This window comes from Pseudoalteromonas sp. AWH4_217, from assembly GCF_056161105.1.
In genome coordinates this window covers 356,435-377,034 of the sequence record NZ_JBSWYM010000003.1, presented here as the reverse complement: position 1 = coordinate 377,034, position 20,600 = coordinate 356,435, and the positions used below count along the sequence as shown (strand labels likewise).

The 20,600-nt window shown below is 45.8% G+C and carries 17 protein-coding genes and 1 tRNA gene; 9 read left to right on the top strand and 9 right to left on the bottom strand.

The features are described from left to right. Positions 1 to 11: 11 nt before the first annotated feature. From ACXAH1_RS05150 to ACXAH1_RS05140, 3 genes are all read right to left on the bottom strand, one after another. Positions 12 to 88, bottom strand: a tRNA-Val gene (locus tag ACXAH1_RS05150). Positions 89 to 214: 126 nt separating this feature from the next. Beyond that, positions 215 to 1,198 (bottom strand): DUF3080 family protein, encoded by a 984-nt coding sequence (locus ACXAH1_RS05145; RefSeq protein ID WP_475194443.1) that lies wholly within the window; start codon positions 1,196 to 1,198, stop codon positions 215 to 217. Continuing rightward, positions 1,173 to 2,528 carry an MATE family efflux transporter gene (locus ACXAH1_RS05140; RefSeq protein ID WP_475194440.1) on the bottom strand — a complete coding sequence of 452 codons (1,356 nt, stop codon included), beginning with the start codon at positions 2,526 to 2,528 and terminating at the stop codon, positions 1,173 to 1,175. The genes ACXAH1_RS05145 and ACXAH1_RS05140 overlap by 26 nt, the downstream gene beginning before the upstream one ends. A gap of 138 nt (positions 2,529 to 2,666) precedes the next feature. Between ACXAH1_RS05140 and ACXAH1_RS05135 the strand changes: the two genes are divergently transcribed. Further along, complete coding sequence (locus ACXAH1_RS05135; protein ID WP_253045750.1) at positions 2,667 to 3,308, top strand: riboflavin synthase subunit alpha; 642 nt, start codon at positions 2,667 to 2,669, stop codon at positions 3,306 to 3,308. 205 nt (positions 3,309 to 3,513) lie between these two features. On the opposite strand, the gene ACXAH1_RS05130 is transcribed toward ACXAH1_RS05135, so the two are convergent. After that, complete coding sequence (locus tag ACXAH1_RS05130) at positions 3,514 to 3,717, bottom strand: CPXCG motif-containing cysteine-rich protein (protein ID WP_046004345.1); 204 nt, start codon at positions 3,715 to 3,717, stop codon at positions 3,514 to 3,516. Positions 3,718 to 3,796: 79 nt separating this feature from the next. After that, entirely contained in the window at positions 3,797 to 4,651 is an 855-nt protein-coding gene (locus ACXAH1_RS05125) for a fructosamine kinase family protein (protein ID WP_475194437.1), read from the bottom strand. Positions 4,652 to 4,786: 135 nt separating this feature from the next. Between ACXAH1_RS05125 and ACXAH1_RS05120 the strand changes: the two genes are divergently transcribed. Beyond that, entirely contained in the window at positions 4,787 to 5,479 is a 693-nt protein-coding gene (locus tag ACXAH1_RS05120) for a DUF445 domain-containing protein (RefSeq protein WP_475194434.1), read from the top strand. Positions 5,480 to 5,582: 103 nt separating this feature from the next. Here the strand turns inward: ACXAH1_RS05120 and ACXAH1_RS05115 are convergent, their stop codons facing one another. Continuing rightward, entirely contained in the window at positions 5,583 to 5,942 is a 360-nt protein-coding gene (locus ACXAH1_RS05115) for a DUF3718 domain-containing protein (RefSeq protein WP_475194432.1), read from the bottom strand. 639 nt (positions 5,943 to 6,581) lie between these two features. Here ACXAH1_RS05115 and ACXAH1_RS05110 point away from each other — a divergent pair. From ACXAH1_RS05110 to ACXAH1_RS05095, 4 genes are all read left to right on the top strand, one after another. Beyond that, positions 6,582 to 7,964, top strand: coding sequence for an amidohydrolase (locus ACXAH1_RS05110; protein ID WP_475194454.1), 1,383 nt, complete (start codon positions 6,582 to 6,584; stop codon positions 7,962 to 7,964). Between the two features lie 10 nt (positions 7,965 to 7,974). Continuing rightward, positions 7,975 to 9,216 (top strand): amidohydrolase family protein, encoded by a 1,242-nt coding sequence (locus tag ACXAH1_RS05105; protein ID WP_475194429.1) that lies wholly within the window; start codon positions 7,975 to 7,977, stop codon positions 9,214 to 9,216. Positions 9,217 to 9,378: 162 nt separating this feature from the next. Beyond that, positions 9,379 to 10,449 carry a sensor histidine kinase gene (locus ACXAH1_RS05100; protein WP_475194427.1) on the top strand — a complete coding sequence of 357 codons (1,071 nt, stop codon included), beginning with the start codon at positions 9,379 to 9,381 and terminating at the stop codon, positions 10,447 to 10,449. Between the two features lie 4 nt (positions 10,450 to 10,453). Continuing rightward, complete coding sequence (locus tag ACXAH1_RS05095) at positions 10,454 to 11,278, top strand: LytR/AlgR family response regulator transcription factor (RefSeq protein ID WP_475194424.1); 825 nt, start codon at positions 10,454 to 10,456, stop codon at positions 11,276 to 11,278. A 76-nt stretch (positions 11,279 to 11,354) separates the two neighbouring features. On the opposite strand, the gene pyk is transcribed toward ACXAH1_RS05095, so the two are convergent. Then, positions 11,355 to 12,788, bottom strand: a complete 1,434-nt coding sequence (gene pyk / locus ACXAH1_RS05090) for a pyruvate kinase (RefSeq protein ID WP_475194423.1) — start codon at positions 12,786 to 12,788, stop codon at positions 11,355 to 11,357. 320 nt (positions 12,789 to 13,108) lie between these two features. On the opposite strand from pyk, the gene gndA reads away from it, so the two are divergent. Continuing rightward, positions 13,109 to 14,482: an NADP-dependent phosphogluconate dehydrogenase gene (gndA, locus tag ACXAH1_RS05085; protein ID WP_475194420.1), complete on the top strand. Its 1,374-nt coding sequence runs from the start codon at positions 13,109 to 13,111 to the stop codon at positions 14,480 to 14,482. A gap of 70 nt (positions 14,483 to 14,552) precedes the next feature. On the opposite strand, the gene ansA is transcribed toward gndA, so the two are convergent. Next, positions 14,553 to 15,563: an asparaginase gene (gene ansA, locus ACXAH1_RS05080; RefSeq protein ID WP_475194417.1), complete on the bottom strand. Its 1,011-nt coding sequence runs from the start codon at positions 15,561 to 15,563 to the stop codon at positions 14,553 to 14,555. Between the two features lie 88 nt (positions 15,564 to 15,651). Continuing rightward, positions 15,652 to 17,523, bottom strand: coding sequence for a signal peptide peptidase SppA (gene sppA, locus ACXAH1_RS05075; protein ID WP_475194453.1), 1,872 nt, complete (start codon positions 17,521 to 17,523; stop codon positions 15,652 to 15,654). A gap of 241 nt (positions 17,524 to 17,764) precedes the next feature. On the opposite strand from sppA, the gene ACXAH1_RS05070 reads away from it, so the two are divergent. Together ACXAH1_RS05070 and ACXAH1_RS05065 are read left to right on the top strand one after the other, a co-directional pair. Then, a complete protein-coding gene (locus ACXAH1_RS05070; RefSeq protein ID WP_475194416.1) occupies positions 17,765 to 19,726 on the top strand; it encodes an FAD-dependent oxidoreductase in 1,962 nt (653 codons plus the stop codon). Positions 19,727 to 19,866: 140 nt separating this feature from the next. Then, positions 19,867 to 20,568 carry an HvfX family Cu-binding RiPP maturation protein gene (locus tag ACXAH1_RS05065; protein WP_475194413.1) on the top strand — a complete coding sequence of 234 codons (702 nt, stop codon included), beginning with the start codon at positions 19,867 to 19,869 and terminating at the stop codon, positions 20,566 to 20,568. The last annotated feature ends 32 nt before the right edge of the window (positions 20,569 to 20,600 follow it).

Genomic DNA, 20,600 nt, shown 5'->3' with positions numbered 1-20,600 from the left:
ATCAAATAAGTTGGTACGACCGAGTGGATTCGAACCACCGACCCCCACCATGTCAAGGTGGTGCTCTAACCAACTGAGCTACGGTCGTACAATGTTGGGCTGATATGACTATTTTGTTGCACTACGTCACTTGCCAACGGCCGCTAATATATAGCGAGCGTTCGGTGGGATCAAGTAAATTTGCTAAATTAATGTTTGTTTGCACTTTTTTCGTTCATACCGGTGCAACTTTACACACTTTGTAGAAGCGTTGCCACCACTGCGCATGACGTTTACTTGACGCTTTGAGTTCATCCACCAGCATTGCTGCATGGTCCGGGTACTGTGGGTGAGGTATGGCCTTTGAAATTTGTGCCACGGAGTCGCTTAATTCCTGTAACTGGTTACTGAGCTGAGCCTGATAGGGTTGTAGTGTTGAAATAGAAAACTTATTAAAAACGTTGTGCAAAATATCGGCTTTGCGTTTGTTTTTCCCTTCTGGGCATACGGCTGCTTGCAGCTCTACTTGTGACAACCATTCCGTTAACGCTTGGTTCCAGCTGATTTGCTTGCGTGCACTGGTCAGCAGAGTCTGAACATAGGGGTTGTTATGCAGTTTTCTGAGGGCAGGCGTAATACGCTCTGGGTCAATGTTTTCCGGAGCTCGCAGATTGTTCGCGATACCAGCCAGGGCTGCAAGACCTTCATTCGCTCGGATTTCATTGTCTGTACCGCGCGTATCGATTTCTGCAAATGTTAGTCTGCTAAATTGGGTCAGTTCTTCTTCGGCAGAAAGCATGAATGCGAAATACTGAGGCAGGGCAGTTCGCTTGTGTGCGGCAGCTTGAGTTAAAGTGTGTTTGACTTCAGGATCGCTGGTTCTGCTGTCCTGAACACATTGGTCTGTCAGCTGAATAAAGCGCACCTGATATTTAAAGACCTCACTGGGTACGGCGAGTTTGCCGAGTTGGTTGTTGTGCATCGCAACCTCCTGAGCCAGCGCACAGTGTCCCAGGTTGGCAAGTTGTAGAACAGACAGTTTGAAATCGACTTCAGGCCTTGTGGCACGATACACATCCAGCGGGGCTGGCTTTTCGATATGCAATGGCTCCAGCTCCAGCACATGTGCCAGCCTGTCGGCATATTCCTGATTGATATCTGTGGCGACTGGCGTACAAGCAACCAACACAACACTAAACAGAGTCAGGGCGTAACGCATCAAGTCGTTTCCTCACAAAATACAAAAGCATTACAGCAGCACAGCTCAGGCCCACAATAATACCTACCCAGAACCCTCTTGCTCCCATGGCTGATGTAATCATGTCCGTCTTTGCCAATACAAATCCCAAGCTAAACCCGATCAGCCAGTAAGAGACAAAAGTGACAACAGTGATAGGGCTGGTGTACTTTAACCCACGCAATACCCCGTTTGCAGCAACTTGCAAGGCATCCGGAAGCTGGTAAATACATGCCAGTACTATTATTCCAGAAGCCAATACGGCAACCTCGGCGTTTTGAGTATATACCCAGGCAATTTCGTTGCGGATCACAAAAGTAAAGGTGGCGACAATAACAGAGACCACTATGGCGCACACAAAGCTGGTATAGACTGAATTCACCAGCTGTGGATAATTGCCTTCTCCGGATAGCGTGCCAATACGTATTGCGATTGCCATTGATAAGCTGAGCGGTAGCATAAACAAAATGGTAGTGACGCTGGCTGCAATTTGATGCCCAGACACTGCAATTGCACCTAAATCAGCAATAAACAAAGGAATACAGGCAAATAAAGTGACTTCGAAGAAAGTAGCCATGCAGATAGGCAGACCCAGTTTTACAATCTGGACGAGTGTAGTTAGGTTTGGGCGTGCAAACGCTTTTATCAGCCACTTTCCATCCAGGTATTTATTGTTAAAGCTATATACCAATTGAGCTGTTGCCATCACCCAAAACACCAAGGTTGTTGCCAGGCCACAGCCCGCACTGCCAAGCGCAGGCATCCCCAGCTTGCCGTATATAAACACATAGTTGGCAAAGACGTTGACTAACAGTCCTAACAAGCTGATGTACAAAGCAGCTTTGGTATTGCCAACACCTTCAGTCACGTTGCGATAGACAGAAAACAATAAGAAAGCCGGAAGTCCCCATTTTACAAAGTCGATATATTGCTGCGCTAAGCTCGTTATAGCGTCGGCTGCACCAATTTGAGCAAATATCAGTGGTGTAAATGCGCTGGCGATAAACCCCAGTGAAGACAAAATCAATGCCAGATAGATACCTTGCTGAAAGTAGGTCTTGATACCCTCTCGCTGTTTGGCACCGTCACAGTAGGCAACCATGCTGGTGATGGCGAGCAAGATCCCCTGCAAAGAAAAAATCATCGGATTCCAGGTGCCGGTTGCAATTGACAGCGCTGCGAGGTCCTCGGCACTGACTTGTCCTGCCATCATAGTGTCGACCACGGACATAAGTACTAAGGTTATTTGAGCAAAAAAAACGGGAGTGGCAAGGCGTACCAAGCGCTTAGCTTCCCATAAGGCGAATTTCATACTGAGTCTGGATTTCCTAAAACGTTAATCTTAAATAACTTCTTAAAAACTTACCACTTTTATCCGATGAAAGGGCAGTTTAATCTGATGACTGTTTACGATACACTGCGCGCCATTATTCTCGAAAATCTGAGCGTTATGTTTACCGGAATTGTACAGACTCAAGCGACGGTGGTCAGTGCCGTTTTACGTGAAGGGATTATGAAATTAGTGCTATCAGTTGATAGCCGTTCCCTCGAAAAATTAACTCATGGTGCGAGCATTGCGATTAATGGCTGTTGCCTGACTGTGACTGACTTTGAAGTGAGAGGCGCTGATGTCGTTGGTCAGGTATCTTTTGATGTGATTGATGAAACGCTCAAGCTGACCAACCTCAGTGGTTTGCAACAAGGGGCCCGGGTTAATTTTGAACGTTCTGTAACCTTTGGCACCGAGTTGGGTGGGCACATTGTGTCTGGGCATGTTCATTGCCAGGCTGCTATTGAGCAAATCATTCAGGATGCTGACAACTGCCGGATCAAGCTTACCATTCCCGAACAGTGGAAAAAGTATATTCTCTATAAGGGGTTTATTTGCGTGAACGGTGCGAGTTTAACAGTCGGCAAACTAGAAGAAGAGGGCTTTTGGCTTCACCTTATTCCAGAAACTCTGGCACTGACCAATATAGGCGCTGCCCAAGTTGGTGATACACTTAACATAGAAGTCGATCAGCAAACATACACCACCGTCAATACCGTAGAGCACTATTTACGTAAGAATAGAGGAAGCTTCTCTTTGTAAAATCGACCCGTCTTATCGAAGAGCAAATCGCCGACGATCATGTCGTTTTTTGCGCTTTGTTATCTCAGAGATGGAAATGTGTGATTTGATATCTGAAGTACAGGTGCTCAGTTAGAAACCTTAACTCAGATATAAGTCACCTTTACCTTACGAGCGAGTGATGCATTCACATCGATTGATAAAAAACAGGCACAACGAGTGCCTGTTAAAATACTTGCTCGTCGTCTGAGTCTACCCTCAGTTCAAGTTTGTTAATCGCGTAGTCAATGTGCATATTCAAATGAATTGGGTTGCAGCAAGCCGCGCAATCTTCGTAGTAGTCCTGATCGCCCTCGCTGGCGTCGAGACTGACAAAGATATGATGGCCGCAATGCGGGCAACTAATACGTTGGTCATACAGCTGCTTCATGAGTTTACTCCAACGAGATTTTCCATTTTTCGCATTAATAACTATAGCAGCATTGTGGATTATTACAGTAAAGTTGCACTTATTTGTATAGAGTTTCGATGTGACTGGCCGCTTGTTTGAGATAGTCCCCTGCAAACATATTGGCATGGCACAAAAGTGGATAAAGTTGATAGATACGGCGACGATCTTCGTATCCATCCAGACGGGGGTAAATACTGTCGTATCCTTCATAGAACGCTGGAGGTAAAGGCGCGAATAGTTCACTCGAGGCAAGATCAACTTCTCTGTCCCCGTAGTAACAGGAAGGACAAAACAGGCAGGGTTTCCCCTGAGCAAAAGCAATATTACCCCGCCAAAAGTGGCCGTGTAACAAAGAAGGGGCGACCTGATGAGGGAGCATAGGTTTAATTTCTTCAACAAACTTGTCTATGTCTACAAGCTTGATGCCTTTCTCTGCCAATAACTGTAACTGCCAGGCTATCCGCTCCTCAGCAAAGAACACTTCCCACTTTTTGTGCCATTGATTTGGTTGCGCCAAGTCAAAAAAGTAGTTGTCTTCTTCTAACCCATACATTTGTTGTTCATGACGTGCATGTAATTTCGCCAAAGTCGAGCCACAGGTAAACCAGTCTTCAATTTCTCCGGACGTTTCTAACCACTCAAGTACTAAAAAACAAAACTCAATACTTGAGCCAATTGCAATCGTATCTGCTATCAAAAAATCGCTGTCCCGGATCAGAGTGTCATGGTTCTTGGCTTCGCACTCAAAACGTTCAAGGGCCTGGATGTGGTCCACTTTGACTAGGTAGCAGTGATGATCATTCTCTATTTTAAACAAACGAGCGTGCGCATTGCAGGGCAATTGCGTTTTACGGGTAAACTCGAAATGTTCATGAATTGCTTCACTGATATACTGATTTACGAGATTCCACATAGTACCTTCACAGGTTAAGTACCACACATACCCTAAACTATGGTCGATTTTTGCTATAACACAAATACTTGTAGACAGATTTAAATTCACTACAATATGCGGCCGAACAAAATACTCAGATCACAAGAGGCAATAATGAGTAAAAGTCTAGCGACAAATATCTTGGCTGCCGCAGTTGTACTCATTGGCTGGTTAATGAAAGTCGATATTCTGTTAACTATGGGGCTATTTGCACTGTCTGGAGCCGTGACAAATTGGCTTGCAATCCATATGTTATTTGAAAAGGTACCTGGTCTGTATGGCTCAGGGGTTATCACGATCAAATTCAGAGAATTCAAAACCGCGATCCGTAAACTCATACTCGAAGAATTCTTCAATGATGACAAGCTTCGAAGTTTTGCAAAGAAGAACGAAATTCAGCTTGATCTGAAGCCGGTGATCACACAAACGGACTTGTCTCCTGCATTCAATAAATTGGTGCAGGTTATCGAGGCGTCACAGTTTGGCGCTATGCTTGCGATGGTCGGCGGAAAAGAAGCCATTGAGCCGATGAAAGACAGCTTTACCGATAAAATGAAAGAAGCATTATTCGAGATCAGTGAAGGACCGGAATTTCAACAGCAATTATCAGGGTTGCTGACCAGCGGGCAGTCGGTCGACGCAATAAAAGTGGCCATTGAACATGCAGTAGAAGAGCGCCTGGCTGAACTGACACCTGCTATGGTAAAAAGTATCGTTCAGGATATGATCCATACCCACTTGGGTTGGCTTGTGGTTTGGGGTGGTGTATTTGGAGGCCTGTTCGGTCTGCTAGCATCAGTTATCTGAAGTGACAAGGCTGAAAAGCAAATCCTGAGGAATAGTAGTTAAATAGCAGCGCATTGAGACATCTTCTAACCTGAATTCGCAATGCGCTGATAGGGAATAACACTCACTTAGACCCATACACGGCAACGGTTTTTTGCTGTTCCGCCATCGCGATATCACGGATAGAGGTATCTGTGTTTGAGTCGATATTTAGTAGCAGCGCAGACCTGTGTAGGCCAAACTTTTTAGTAAACTGAGAGACACTCAAATCGTTACAGGTCAGTTTGTCTGTCACAATCTGACGACTAATATTGTGCGCCTCTAATTCCTTGCGTAATGTAAGGCGGTGGTTTGCTCCGACAGCAATACACAATTGGGTGGCAACACTGTTGTCAGTGCCGACAAACTCAACTCCTCCAGCATTGGCCGATAAACTTGTTGCCAGAAGTAGGGGTGACAGGATTAGGGCTTTGGCAAATTTCATGATGTTCTCCAGATTTATGTAAACCTCACAACAAGTATTAATGCGAACAATGCAAAATGCTGTAACGGGACAATATCCGAATGTAAGTAACTATGTCTGCGCTAAAAAACTCTAAGTAACAATATGATTTTAATGGTATAGTTATTTATGATGTAAGTGCTCCCTGAGCTTTTCCTGGGCAATTTTTTTTCGGTTAACTATTTCTCTTTGTTTCATTATAGTGTTGCTTTCGTTTGATTGAACTTAGGTTAATACCTGTGTCAAAACTATGTCTATGCCTGTCAGAGTGTGTCTGCAAGGCTGGGTGAACTGGCCTTCACGAGTGCGTAGCACAGTCAATACATCCAAATGCCACGATTGGTGTTAGCACAACGAAGGGGCGTGATGTGATGTTTAACCTGTGTTCTCAATCGAAACAAGACTGGGTCCGTAGCAAGCGCATAAGAAGCAAGCGGCGAATAACCTACTCGAACGATTATTCCTGAGGTTCAGGCAAACCTATTTTACAGAGAGAAAATTCGAAATGTGCAGGTGGCCGAGCTATATTGTGAACTGTCGAAACTAAGTTGCAATTTTACGTCAATTGTTAGCCAATAGCCTGCGGGGTGATCAATCACGCAGAACAATAAGAGAAAAATGATGCAAAAATTCAAGCCAACGGCGATTGTACTTGCATTAAGTACAATTCTTCTGGGGTGCCAAGATAAAGGCCCTCAAAAAGAAAAAGTCACCATTGAAAAAAATCCATATCCAAGTACCTACCAGCCGCTGAGCAAGGGCTCTACACTTATCACCAATGCAACGGTTTTGACCGGTACGGGTGAACGTCTCGAAGAAACTGATGTTTTACTTAAAGATGGCAAAATCAGTCAGGTAGGTCAGGATTTATCTGCTCAGGCAGATGTGACCATTGACGCTCAGGGTAAGTGGATTACACCTGGGATCATTGATGTGCACTCGCATTTGGGTGCTTATCCTAGCCCTTCCGTTGAATCACACGCGGACGGTAATGAAATCACAAAACCAAATACCGCTCAGGTTTGGGTAGAACATTCAGTTTGGCCACAAGATCCTGGTTTTAATCGTGCCCGTGAAGGGGGCATTACAACTTTGCAGATCCTACCTGGTTCTGCGAACTTGTTTGGTGGCCGCAGTGTGACATTGAAAAATGTGCCATCGCCAACAATGCAGGGAATGAAATTTCCAGACGCACCCTATGGCCTGAAAATGGCCTGCGGTGAGAACCCGAAACGCGTATACGGAGGCAAGGGCGTTGCACCTTATACTCGTATGGGTAATATGGCCGGTTACCGAGCTGCGTGGGCTGAAGCGAGTGAATACAAGCAGGCATGGGAGCAATACGAGGCAGCCTATGCCGCTGGCCTGAATCCCGATGCGCCGAAGCGTGACATTCGTCTTGATACGCTTCGTGGCGTACTGGACGGTGAAATCCTGATCCACAACCACTGCTACAAAGCGGAAGAAATGGCAATGATGATCGACTTGTCTAAAGAGTTTGGTTATCACTCGGGGACTTTCCATCATGGTATCGAGGCCTATAAAGTCGCTGATCTACTGGCTGAGAACGGAAACTGTGCGGCATTGTGGCCAGATTGGTGGGGCTTTAAAATGGAAGCCTATGATATGGTACCGGAAAATGTTGCAATCGTGGATGCAGTTAAGAACTCCTGTGCGGTTGTTCACTCAGATTCAGACACGACTATTCAACGTCTGAACCATGAGGCAGCCAAGATCATGAATACGGCAAATCAGGCTGGTTTCTCTCTGAAAGAACAAGATGCGATCAAGTGGATCACATACAATGCCGCTAAATCACTTGGCATTGAAGAGGTTACAGGGTCAGTCAAACAAGGCAAGCAAGCAGACATCGTGATCTGGGATAGAAACCCGTTCAGTGTTTACTCTAAAGCTGAAACTGTTTATATCGACGGTGCCAAGGTATATGACCGCCATGATGAAAAATATCAGGCTGTAAGTGATTTTATGCTGGGTCAGCGCTAAGGAGTAAATGATGAAAAAATTTAATGTTTCTTTATTGACTGGCGCACTGTTGGCTTCTTCAGCTGTGTTTGCTCAGACGACGGCTATCACCAATGCAACAGTCCATACGATGACTGAGGCCGGTGTGCTTGAAGGGGCAACGGTTGTTATTGAGAATGGCACTATCACGGCAGTCAATCCGGGTAATGTGTCAGCCGATAAGACAATCGATGCCCAGGGCAGAGTCTTGACACCTGGTTTCATAGGCTCAATGAATCAACTGGGATTGGTGGAAGTAAGTGCAGTTGCCGGCTCAAGAGATGGCGGCGATGATAAAGCTGGGATAGATTTTGATGCCAGCCCTGCATTCAATCCCAGGTCGTCACTCATTCCTTATGGTCGCAAAGGCGGTATTACGCAGAATGTTGTGATCCCACATGGCGGCAAAAGTATTTTTGAGGGGCTTGCGTTTGTTGTTGACCTTTCCGGTGAATTCAACAGTGTACTTAAAACCAATACTGCATTAGTCATCGATATGGATGCCAGCGGCAGCGGTTCTCGTGCAATGAAGTACAAGACTTTGACTGAAAAGCTGGAAGCGCAGCAGGAAAAGTTAGCCAAAGGCAAAAAGGACGACAAGAAAGACGCTAAAAAGCCAAGTCGCGAAGAGCAGGTGCTCACCGCAGTGCTTAAAGGCGAAATTCCTGTTGTTGCCGAAGTAGAGAGAGCGTCAGATATCCTTGAAGTACTCAAGGTTAAGGAGCAGTTCGATCTGAAGCTGGTATTATGGGGCGTTAACGATGCAGTATTGGTCAAAGATGAAATCGCCAAAGCCAACGTGCCGGTGGTGATCAGTGCTGTTTCAAACTTACCGACTAGCTTCAGCTCTTTGCATGCCGACCTTACTAATGCGGGTAAGTTAGAGCGCGCAGGTGTAAAAGTCTTGTTGTCAGGATTTGCCTTCGAGGGGGCACACAACTTGTATCAGTTGCGGTTTGATGCAGGTATCGCGGTTGCCCACGGTATGAGCCATGAGGGTGCATTGAAAGCGGTAACCAGTAATATTGCGGATACGTTTGGTCTGGATGGCGGTAAAATTGCCTCTGGTCAGCGTGCTGATTTAGTATTATGGAGTGCCGATCCATTTGAGTTCAGTACAACCTTAGACAAACTCTGGATTAATGGAGAAGAGGTCAGCACTGAGTCTCGTCATGATAAGCTCAGAGAGCGTTATACTACCGACTCAGATATGCCGAGAGCGTATACTAAGTAAACGTTAAATGAAAAAAGGCCCGCCAGGGCCTTTTTTATTATTTTAGCAACTTAATTTCGCTGAGTAATTTGCGTTTAATCGTTAGAAAAGCAAGACCGCTGGCGCTGTTGAACAAGGCCGCCATAGGATATAATTTGGCTAAGTCTTAAGAGGTTATAGCGTTTGAAGTGGCAAGCTCTGGTCGATAATCGACAGCGATTTTTCTGGGTTTTACAAATTGCAGGCTGGATAGGCTATGCATTAGTAAACTACATCGGTTCAAAAGTATTCGAAATGCGCGATATTTACGTATTTGTGATCGTGCTGAATGCTTACGCCGGTTGTTTGATGACGGTGCCATTGCGCTATCTGTATCGCAAAGTATGGAATGCTAAGCCCTTACTGCTGATCTTTGTCGTTTTTAGCGCTTCTTATTTTACAGGCACACTGTGGTCTGTAGTCCAAAAGTTCAATATGTGGGAAATATACCGACACGGCTATCGCCCTGAAGAGTGGTACTATTATCTGCAGCAAGGACTGGATTCAGTTTATATCATTCTTTGCTGGAGTGGCCTCTATTTCGGTATTAAATACTATCAGTTGCTTCAGAGCGAACGGCAGAAAGCACTTAAAGCAAATACCATGGCACATGAAGCGCAGCTGAAAATGCTCCGTTATCAACTTAATCCCCATTTCCTCTTTAACACATTAAACGCAATTTCGACTTTGATATTGGTCGAAGAAAACAAAGATGCCAATCAAATGGTGTCCAGGCTGAGTGATTTCTTACGGTATACGCTAAATACCGATCCAATCAAAAAGGTCCCTCTTGAGCAGGAACTACATGCGCTAAAGCTTTACCTGAACATTGAAAAGGTGCGCTTTGATGAACGTCTGGAAATTGAGTTTGACATTACTGAGGATGCAAAACAGGCCTTGGTACCCAGTTTGATCTTACAGCCCTTAATTGAAAACTCGATTAAATATGCTATTGCGCATATGGCTAACGGTGGCAAAATTGAGATTCGGGCTCAGGTCTTTGCCAATGAGCTATTGTTAGAAGTAGGGGATAACGGGCCCGGTGCGACAATCGAAAATGGCCAGCTAAGCAATGTACAAGGTGTTGGCATCGCGAATACCCAGGATCGACTGAAAACCCTGTACGAAAACAACTATTCATTTGTGCTTGCGCACAATACACCTTCTGGGCTGAAGGTGAATATACGAGTTCCTTTTGAAAAGGCTGAGAAGTAAAGTAATGAGCAAAATCAGAACGCTAATTGTAGATGATGAGTCCCTAGCCAGAAAAGGCCTGGCGGTGCGCTTAAAACAGATAGAAGAGATAGAGGTTATCGAGCTGTGTAGCTCAGGAGAGCAGGCGCTCGAGTTATGCTCAAGTCAGCAGATAGATCTCGTATTTCTCGATATTCAAATGCCAACCATGAATGGTTTTGAAGTAGCCAGGGCACTGAGTGAGAGTGTGAAGCCACTGCCTGCCATCGTGTTTGTCACTGCTTTTGATCATTATGCAGTAAAAGCCTTTGAAATTCATGCTTTAGATTACATCCTAAAGCCCGTAGACGACAACAGACTAAAACAGGCGGTTGAAAAAGTGCATAGCTATTTGAAAACACAACAAGATAATGCTCACAAGAAAAAGCTCGCCAGCTTCGTTGCCGGGATCACTGGTAATAATTGCGAAGAAATCCTGCGTAAACTGGCGACAGGCGACACGATTGAGGACAAAAAGTACCCTGAGTCAATTGCAGTAAAAGAGCAGGGAGAGATCATTCGTGTATCTGCCGCATCTATCCAGTGGATTGATGCTGCCGGAGATTACATGTGTTTGCATTGCTCTGATGGCCAGACACACATTCTGCGCAAAACAATGAAAGAGCTTGAACAGGAATTAGATCCTAAGCTGTTTGTACGTGTTCATCGTTCTGCCATCGTCAATACCAAGCAAATTAGTAAATTGGTTACGCAAAGCAGCGGGGAGTACTTATTAGTACTGGAGAATGGTCAGGAGCTTAAAGTAAGCCGCAGTTACAGAGACAAAGTAAAAGCAGCTTTAGCAAGCTAATGCACTTGTAAGTAGCTGTTTTATTGAGTGAGGGAGGGTATCTCCGGGCAGACATGCCACCCGGACATACTACTACTTAAACGGTGACAATTTTCATTGTATTGGTTGCACCAATAGTTTCCATAACGTCACCGTGAGTCAGGATCACCGTATCGCCTTGTTCCAGCGCACCTGTTTCTACCAGTGTATTTAGCGCATCGCGAACGGTTGATTCTTCATTGCATTGAGTCGAGTCAAAATAAACCGGGTAAACGCCTCGGTACAGAGCTGTCTGACCAAGTGTTCTGGCATGTCGTGATAACGAGTAGATTGGCAAGCCAGAACTAATTCTCGACATTAATTTTGCCGTGTTACCCGACTCTGTTAGTGCTACGATGGCCTTCACTGAAGTCAGATGGTTAGCGGCATACATTGCAGAGAGAGCCAGAGTCTCCGAAGTGTCGGTAAACATGCTGTCTAAGCGGTGCTTTGAAATATGGGTTTGTGGTTGAGATTCGGCGCCCAGACAAACACGCGCCATTGTCGCAACGGTTTCCTCCGGGTAATCGCCCGCAGCCGTCTCAGCTGACAACATTACAGCATCAGTTCCATCGAGTACGGCATTCGCCACGTCCATAACCTCTGCGCGGGTCGGCATCGGATTGTCTATCATAGACTCCATCATTTGAGTCGCTGTGATGACTGTTCTATTCAATGAGCGTGCACGACTAATGATTTGCTTTTGTTTACCGACCAGTGCAGCATCACCAATCTCAACACCCAGGTCACCACGGGCAACCATAACGGCATCTGAAGCCAATACAATGTCGTCAATCGCTTCAACAGATTCTACAGCTTCCGCACGTTCAATTTTTGCGAGTAACTGTGCATCTGATCCCGCTTTTTCTGCAAGCCCGCGCACATAGCGCATGTCTTCACCACTACGGGGGAAAGAAACCGCAATGTAATCAACGCCTATCTCCGTAGCAGTGAGTAAATCCTGCTTGTCTTTTTCAGTAAATGCAGGCGCTGTTAGCCCTCCACCCAGTCGGTTAATCCCTTTGTTGTTTGACAGTATTCCACCGACGGTGACTGTACAATGAACTTTATTGCCCACTACTGAGTCGACAGTTAATTGAATAAGTCCGTCGTTTAACAGCAATAAATCGCCTGACTTCACATCATTTGGTAGCTCTTTATAATCGATACCTACAGATTCGATTGTCCCTTCGCCTTTTTCGAGCTCTGCGTCCAGTGTAAATTTAGCGCCTACAGCCAGGTCTACTTTGCCGTCTTTGAAAGTGGATACCCGAATTTTCGGACCTTGTAAATCTGCCAGAATAGAGACATGTTTATTGAGTTTTTTAGCAATGTCTCTGACCGCCTGAGCCCGGTCTTTGTGATCTTGTGCGACTCCGTGGGAAAAGTTTAAGCGAACAACGTTTGCGCCTGCGCGAATGATTTTTTCTAAGTTATTATCTCTGTCTGTAGCTGGCCCAAGTGTTGCTACAATTTTTGTGCGTCTAAGCATCAGGTTCTCCTGTTGGCTTGTCTCGGTGACTTTTCTGGTTAACTTGCTGGGTTTTAAGAAAGAAATATCTTATAACCCTTTTTAACATGCAAATTAAATTATATGATCTATATGAACTGATTATGACACCGGTGTCAGGTGGCGTCAATCATGACTTTTTGTCAATGACCAGCCGCACTTATTAAGTTTTGTTTAATTAACAAGCAGATGGGCGGGATCAGTTCGGTAAGCTGTACTTTGCTGTATATCCCTCTCAGCTGGGGTATAATTAAGGTGCGTTACCGATATAGTATAGAATTTGTTACCGAGGAGGAAACTTAATGCAAGTTGCATTAGTTGGTTTGGGTGTGATGGGGAAAAACCTCGCGCTAAATTTAGTAGAACAGGGCATGACATTAGTCGCCTATGATAAAAACCCGGATGCAGGTGCCGAGTTGTTGAGTTGCGCACAGTCATTGGGTATTGCCGAGCGCCTTCACATAGTTTCCGATCTTGCTGACATGGTAAAACGATTGGACACACCAAGATCAGTTCTGCTGTTAGTTCCGGCCGGTGAGCTGGTGGATAAGGTGTGTCAGGATTTAATCGAAGCGGGTGTAGAAAAAGGTGACATCATTGTTGATTGTGGTAACAGTAACTACAAAGATGGCATTGCGCGCAAACTGAAGTACCAAAATAAATTTGAGTTTGCCACTATGGGTATTTCCGGTGGTGCAGAAGGGGCCCGACATGGCCCGGCTATGATGGCCAGTGGTTCTGAAGGCGGTTGGGAGCGTTTGATCCCTTGGTTTGAGAAAGTGGCCGCCACACATAACGGTGATTCTTGTTTTGCGCGTGTTGGTCAGTCTGCTAGCGGTCATTTTGTAAAAATGGTTCACAACGGCATTGAGTATGCGCTGATGCAATTGATTGCCGAGATGTACCAGTTGTTGCGAATTGGCACAGGCCGAACGCCAGCACAAGTTGCAGCGGTATTTAAAGAGTGGTCTGAAGGCGAGCTCAATAGTTATCTGCTGGCTATTTCCAGCCATATTCTTAGCTTGGAAAATGACCAAAATGAACCTGTGGTTGATCTGATTGATAATAAAGTCGGTGCTAAGGGCACTGGGCTTTGGACAGCGCAAAATGCGCTGGAGCTAGGTATTGCGGTGCCCTCTTTGGTTGCAGCGGTACAGGCAAGGCATTTGACTAACACTATAGATACACCAGCTGCGAAGGAAATGACTTATGCTAATCGTGATACGAACAGCGTTGAGCTGGACCTTAGCGAGCTAAGAGAAGCATTCTATTTTGCCAGCCTGCTTTGTTATCGTCAGGGCCTTGCACTTATCAAAGGTGCATCCAGGTCTCACCAGTGGAAAGTAGATTTAGATAAGACGCTTCAAACATGGCGTGCGGGTTGTATCATACGAGCAGATTACCTGGATGATATCGCCAAAGGGGTTGAATTCATTGATACCCTCGAAGGGCCAGCAAATGCCCTGCGTAAAGTGGCAGGGCAAGCTATCCAAAGCGGCCTTGCATTCCCTGTGCTCACTTCAACGCAAACCTACGTTGCAACACTGAGCACACCTAGTAATGGCCACTTAGTACAAGCGCAACGCGATTACTTTGGTGAACATGGTATTAAAACCCACAGTGGAGAGTCATGCCATTTGACTGATCTGACTGAAATAGCTGCTAAAGTGAGATAATCTTTGAAGCTCTAAAAAAGCCCGGTAGTTAATACAACTTCCGGGCTTTTTTGTATATTCAGGAAGTTGCTTAGCGGGTCAACTCGCCTCGCAGGTTATCTTGCATGAGGTGGCGAACGGTCTCTAATTCCAGACCCTGACTGAATAGGTAGTGTAATTTTGTCAAACAGGCTTCGAGTGTCATATCGTAGCCACTAATCACGCCACAGTTAAGCAGTGCATTGCCAGTTGCGTAGCCACCCATATTGACCTGTCCCTGAATGCACTGGGTTAAATTCACAATGACAACGCCTCTGTCTGAAGCTGCTTTGAGCGCACTGAGGATATCTTCTTGCTGTGGGGCATTTCCGACGCCAAAGCTGAGTAGAATTAGTGCCTTAATGTCACTTTGCAGGACATTAGTTACCATGGTACTGCTAATCCCGGGGTAAAGGTGCAGCACGCCAATAGGTTGTGACGTAACAGACGTAACCCGCAAGGCTTGATCGACATAAGGACTTAACTCACCTTCGATCAACTGAATGTTAATACCTGCTTGTGCGAGCGGCGCCATATTCGGTGATGCGAAAGCGTCAAACCCGTCAGCATGTGCTTTGATGGCTCGGTTACCACGAAACAATTTATTATTGAAAAACAGGCTTACCTCAGCAATAGGATAGTTAGCAGCAAGGTACATAGCGTTAAGTAAATTAACCTGGCCGTCAGAGCGAAGCTGGGACAAGGGGATCTGAGATCCCGTGATGATCACAGGCTTCGTCAGATTCTCAAACATAAATGACAATGCCGAGGCTGTATAAGCCATGGTGTCTGTGCCGTGGAGCACCACAAACCCGTCATACTCTTCATACTTGCTTTTAATATCATCTGCTATCAGTTGCCAGTGCAGGGGCGACATATCCGACGAATCGATAAGCGGGCAGTATTCGTGAATGTCGAACAGGGGCATCTCTTCTCGGGTGAACTCTGCATTACTTTTGACCGTTTCTGTCAAATAGCCGGCAACAGGGACATAACCCCGGCTGGATTGCTTCATACCAATTGTACCGCCTGTGTAAGCGATATAGATTTTTTTTCTTTTCATTCTGCTACCTAAAAAAAGCCCGGAATTCAGTCCGGGCTAATTATATCAACTGCAGCATCACAATGCAGTCAAATCAAAGAGACATCCTCTACTCGGCGACAACGCAAGTCGTACACAAGGTGTAGATGTTGTTAGGGTCATTAAACTGTGCAATTACGGTAGCACTATGCTGAATCTGGTCTAAAACCTGATTTAAACCCAGGTGGGCTAGAGCGCTTATCTGTGTTGCTTGCTCATCCGACGGTGTTAGCAGTGATTGGACTGCCGCAGAGCCGAAAATATCCTGAAGCAGCTTTTCTTTTTCAGACAAAGTTTGCTCAACAGTGTATACATCATAATGCTCCAGGTTCGCCATTTGGGCCGCAGCCTCAATTGCCTGTTGCTTGGTACCCAGTTTATCAATTAACCCAAACTCATGTGCCTGCGTGGCGAGCCACACTCTGCCCTGTGCAACATTATCAACGTCAGAGACATCCAGGTTGCGTGAGTCTGCAATGACAGAGATGAATTTGTTGTACGCGTCCTCAACGCCCATTTGTAAGACATGTGCAAATTTAGGATCCAGGCCTCTAGCCAGGGAAGAGGATTTTAGTTCCGTGGTGGCAACACCATCTGAATAGACGCCAAGTTCTTTTAGAGAGTTTTCAAAAGTTAGAATGGTGCCGAATACACCGATAGAACCGGTAATCGTACTGGGCGACGCCCAGATTTCATTAGCTGATGCGGCAATCCAATATCCACCGGACGCTGCGACAGACCCCATAGAGGCAATGACAGGTTTGCCAGCGGCTTTAATGGCCAGTACTTCATTACGAATGATTTCAGATGCGAACATACTGCCGCCGCCAGAATCGATTCTTAACACCACGGCTTTAACCCGCTCGTCCAGTCGTGCTTTGCGCAGTAGTGCCGCTGTGGAGTCTCCTCCAATCATGCCAGCCTTGCGTTTACCATCAACAATGTTGCCTTTGGCAACGACCACGGCCACTTTATCTGTAAAGGGGTTTACGCCAAAGCCATTAGATGACACGGCAGTATAATAGTCTTCAAATGCGACTTGTTTGAACCGCTTACCATTGTCCTGAGTCCCAACCAGGTCAATGAGCTTCTGGTTGAACTCCTGATCGGTTTCAAGCTTATCAACCCAGCCATATTTAACAGCAAATTGTGCAGAGTCTCCGGTCACAGAAGTCATTTTATCTACAAATTGCGTAAGGGTTTCGTCAAAATTTGCAGTATCAAATCCGCGCTTACTCGCGACATCTTGCTTGTACTGGCCCCACAGAGCATTTAGCCACATTTGATTAGCTTCTTTGGCTGCCTCGGACATATCATTTCGGATAAAAGGTTCTACTGCTGACTTATAGGTACCAACGCGGAAGATATGCTGAGTGACTTTGAGCTTTTCAAGAGCATCCTTAAAGTACATTGGATAGGAGCCATAGCCGCTAATATTAATACCACCGTAAGGGTGGATGGAGATTTCATCAGCATGCGCAGCCAGATAATACTGAGACTGACTAAAGTAGGGGCTATGCGCGAACACTTTTTTATCGGCGGCTTTAAACACCTCTATGGCACTTGCGATATCGCGTAACTTGTCGAGGTGCGCATAATGCATGTGACGTAAATCTAAATAGAGTGCCTTAATACGGGCATCATTGGCGGCGATATTGATTGTATCAACAACGTCATCAACCAACATTTCTTTTGGCATATCTTGTTTGCCAAAAATATCCCCCATTGCCGCGTCTACAGGATCCACATATGTGAGCTGCTCAACCAATTTTCCTGATAGGTTTAGACGCAAAACACTGCTTTGAGCAATCTGTGGCTCTTTTTCCGCTGGAAAGGCTGCTATGACCGCTGCGATGATGAGGAAAAAAAACAAAAAATTGAGCACCAGGCGGCGAGAAAAGTTCAGCGCATGCCAGATACCGAGAAAAAATTTACCGATCAATTTCAAAGCCGTACCTCTGAATGTCTAAGTGGAATGTACTCAATATTAATCATAACTTAGTTGCTCTTAAGCCGTTAGAACAAAAACGTAACTAAGTATTATTTTGCAGATGATAGGCTGAAAAACAGCCAGTTTTTACCTTCTGTATGCTATTTCAAAGAAATTAGTCGCGGTTTTTGCTTGCGAAAAAATATAAAATCGTTAATGTTCACAGGTAAGACCAGTTACATTGGGGCACGCAATGTTAGAACAAAAACTACAATTGAAGAACACAGATTTGCGAAATCGCTTGGTCATGGGCTCTATGCACACGGGCCTGGAAGAGGGATGGCATAACAGGAAGCGACTTAAAGCCTTTTATGAGGAGCGCGCGAAAGGCGGTGTTGGCTTAATCATCACCGGAGGTTATAGCCCGAATTTGCGTGGCAAACTCACCCCGATTTCTTCCTCGTTTAATAGTCGCTATGACATCATCAAGCACCGAGCGTATACGGACGCCGTGCATGAACACGGTGGCAAGATTTGTCTTCAACTATTACATGCCGGGCGCTACGCTTACCACCCTTTTAATGTTGCACCCAGCGAGATCAAAGCACCCATTAACCCTTATACACCTAAATCTATGTCGCTGAGCATGATCCGCAACACAGTAAAAGATTTTGCTAAATCTGCCAAAATGGCGGAGAAAGCAGGGTATGATGGTGTTGAAATCATGGGCTCTGAAGGCTATCTGATCAACGAGTTCATGGCTGAACACACCAATAAGCGTCAAGATTTATACGGTGGCACCCTGGAAAACAGAATGCGGCTGGCCGTTGACATTGTCCGAGCAGTACGTGAAAAGGTTTCGCCTAAGTTCATAATTGTATTCCGTTTATCGGTAATGGACCTAATCCCTAATGGCTCAACAGCACAAGAGGTTACGGCTCAGGCCAAAGCGCTGGAAGAGGCCGGTGTAGATATTCTCAATACAGGGATTGGCTGGCACGAAGCGCGTGTTCCGACGATTGCCAGTATGGTGCCAGCAGGGGCTTTTCGCGAAGCCTCAAAGCGTCTTAAAGATGTTGTGGATATTCCAGTTGTAGCGGTCAACCGGATCAATACTCCTGAACTTGCCAATGATATTCTCAATCAGGGAGAAGCGGACCTGATTTCCATGGCACGCCCTTTACTTGCAGACCCCGAGTTTTTTAACAAGTATGCGCAGAATAAGGCTGAGCAAATCAATATTTGTATTGGCTGTAATCAGGGCTGTCTGGACCATGTATTTAAAGGCAAGCGGGCTACTTGTCTTGTTAATCCGCAGGCAGGTTTCGAGCTTGATTATCCTCTGGAACGTACAAGCAGCCCTAAACAGGTGTTAGTTGTTGGCGCCGGCCCGGCGGGTTTGTCAGCCAGTTGTTATCTTGCCAAAAAGGGCCATAAGGTGACCCTGATTGACAAGAATGAACATGCTGGGGGTCAGTTTAATCTGGCTATGCGGATCCCCGGTAAAGAAGACTTTAAATACACCCTGAACTACTTCCTGAAGGAAGTCGAACGCCTGGGTATTGAGCTCAAGCTTGGTTGTGAATATGAGTCATCTATGGCTCAATCATACGATGACATTGTGTTTGCAACCGGGGTCAGTCCTCGACAATCCAGAATTACCTGTAGCGATGGTAAGCGTGTTTTTGCTTACGATGAGGTGATCCGCAAAGAAGTTGAGCTGGGTGATAAAATCGCGATTCTTGGCGCCGGAGGAATTGGTTTTGATATGGTTGCATTTCTGGCTGAACAGGCAGATCAGAGCATAGAAGAATTTAAAGCGCAGTGGGGAATTGAATGTCAGCCGGCCGACAGCGGGACGGGTAAAAAGCTCTATATGCTTAAACGTAGCGAAGGACGCTTTGGTAACAACTTAGGCAAAACGACAGGGTGGATCCACCGCGCGGTAGCGAAGCACCATAACGTCGAACAGATTGCCGAATGTGAGTATATTTCATTTGATAACAAAGGCCTGCTTGTTAAGCAAGGCGGTGAAGAGCGCGTCCTGGACGTGGATACAGTCGTGGCTTGTATTGGTCAGACATCGAATGATGCTTTATTTGACAAAGACGCCATGCCTGCCAACCAGCATGTCATTGGCGGCGCTAAACTGGCGGCGGCTATTGATGCCAAGAGAGCTATCTATGAAGCGTTGCAGGTAGCGAGAAAGATATAAACCTGACGATGAACAGCAAAACACGGGTAGGCTTTATGTACGGCGCCCGTGTTTTGTGCCATTTAAAACCATACTATTTGCAATAAAAAACGGTGATATAAGGTCTACACTCATAACATTAGTTATAACAGACTTTATATATGCTTAAATCAACCTACCTCCTTTATCGTTCTCTTTTGGACAAAACGTCTTTACTGGATGGCCTGGCGCCTCTGATGCTGAGATTTATTCTGGCTCCCGTAATGATCATTGCCGGATTCAATAAACTCAACCTTGCCAAAGCGGATCTTGTCTGGTGGCAGCGCTTACTGGCAGATGAAAATGTTGTTGCCTGGTTTGGTAACGCGCAGTGGGGACTTGGCCTGCCTGCGCCGGATTTGTTGGCCTTTCTGGCGGGTTGGACTGAGTTTCTTGGTGGCTGGCTGCTGTTGATCGGTCTGGCTACACGACTGGTGTCGGTACCACTTGCCGTGACTATGTTTGTAGCTGCGACCCAGGTCCACTGGCACAATGGATGGTTTTCGGTCGCACCCAGTAACCCGGATACCAGCGCTGCACAAGTATTTGCCTGGCTGGGAAGCGATGTCGCTAAGCAGAGTCTGGAAGCCAGTAACGAGGTAGCCGAGCGGCTGTCCCGCATCAAAGAAATTGTTGAAGCCAATGGTTTACCAGAGTACCTTTATGAATACGGAAATCCGGTTATCCTGAATAATGGCATTGAGTTCGCCGCGATTTATTTTGCTATGCTGATAAGCCTGATATTCACAGGCGGCGGGCGCTATTTCAGCCTCGACTATTGGTTACGTAAGTATCTGGAGCCCACTAAGGATTACTTGCCGTGAATGGTTTTTGGCAACTGTTACTAAACTTTTAG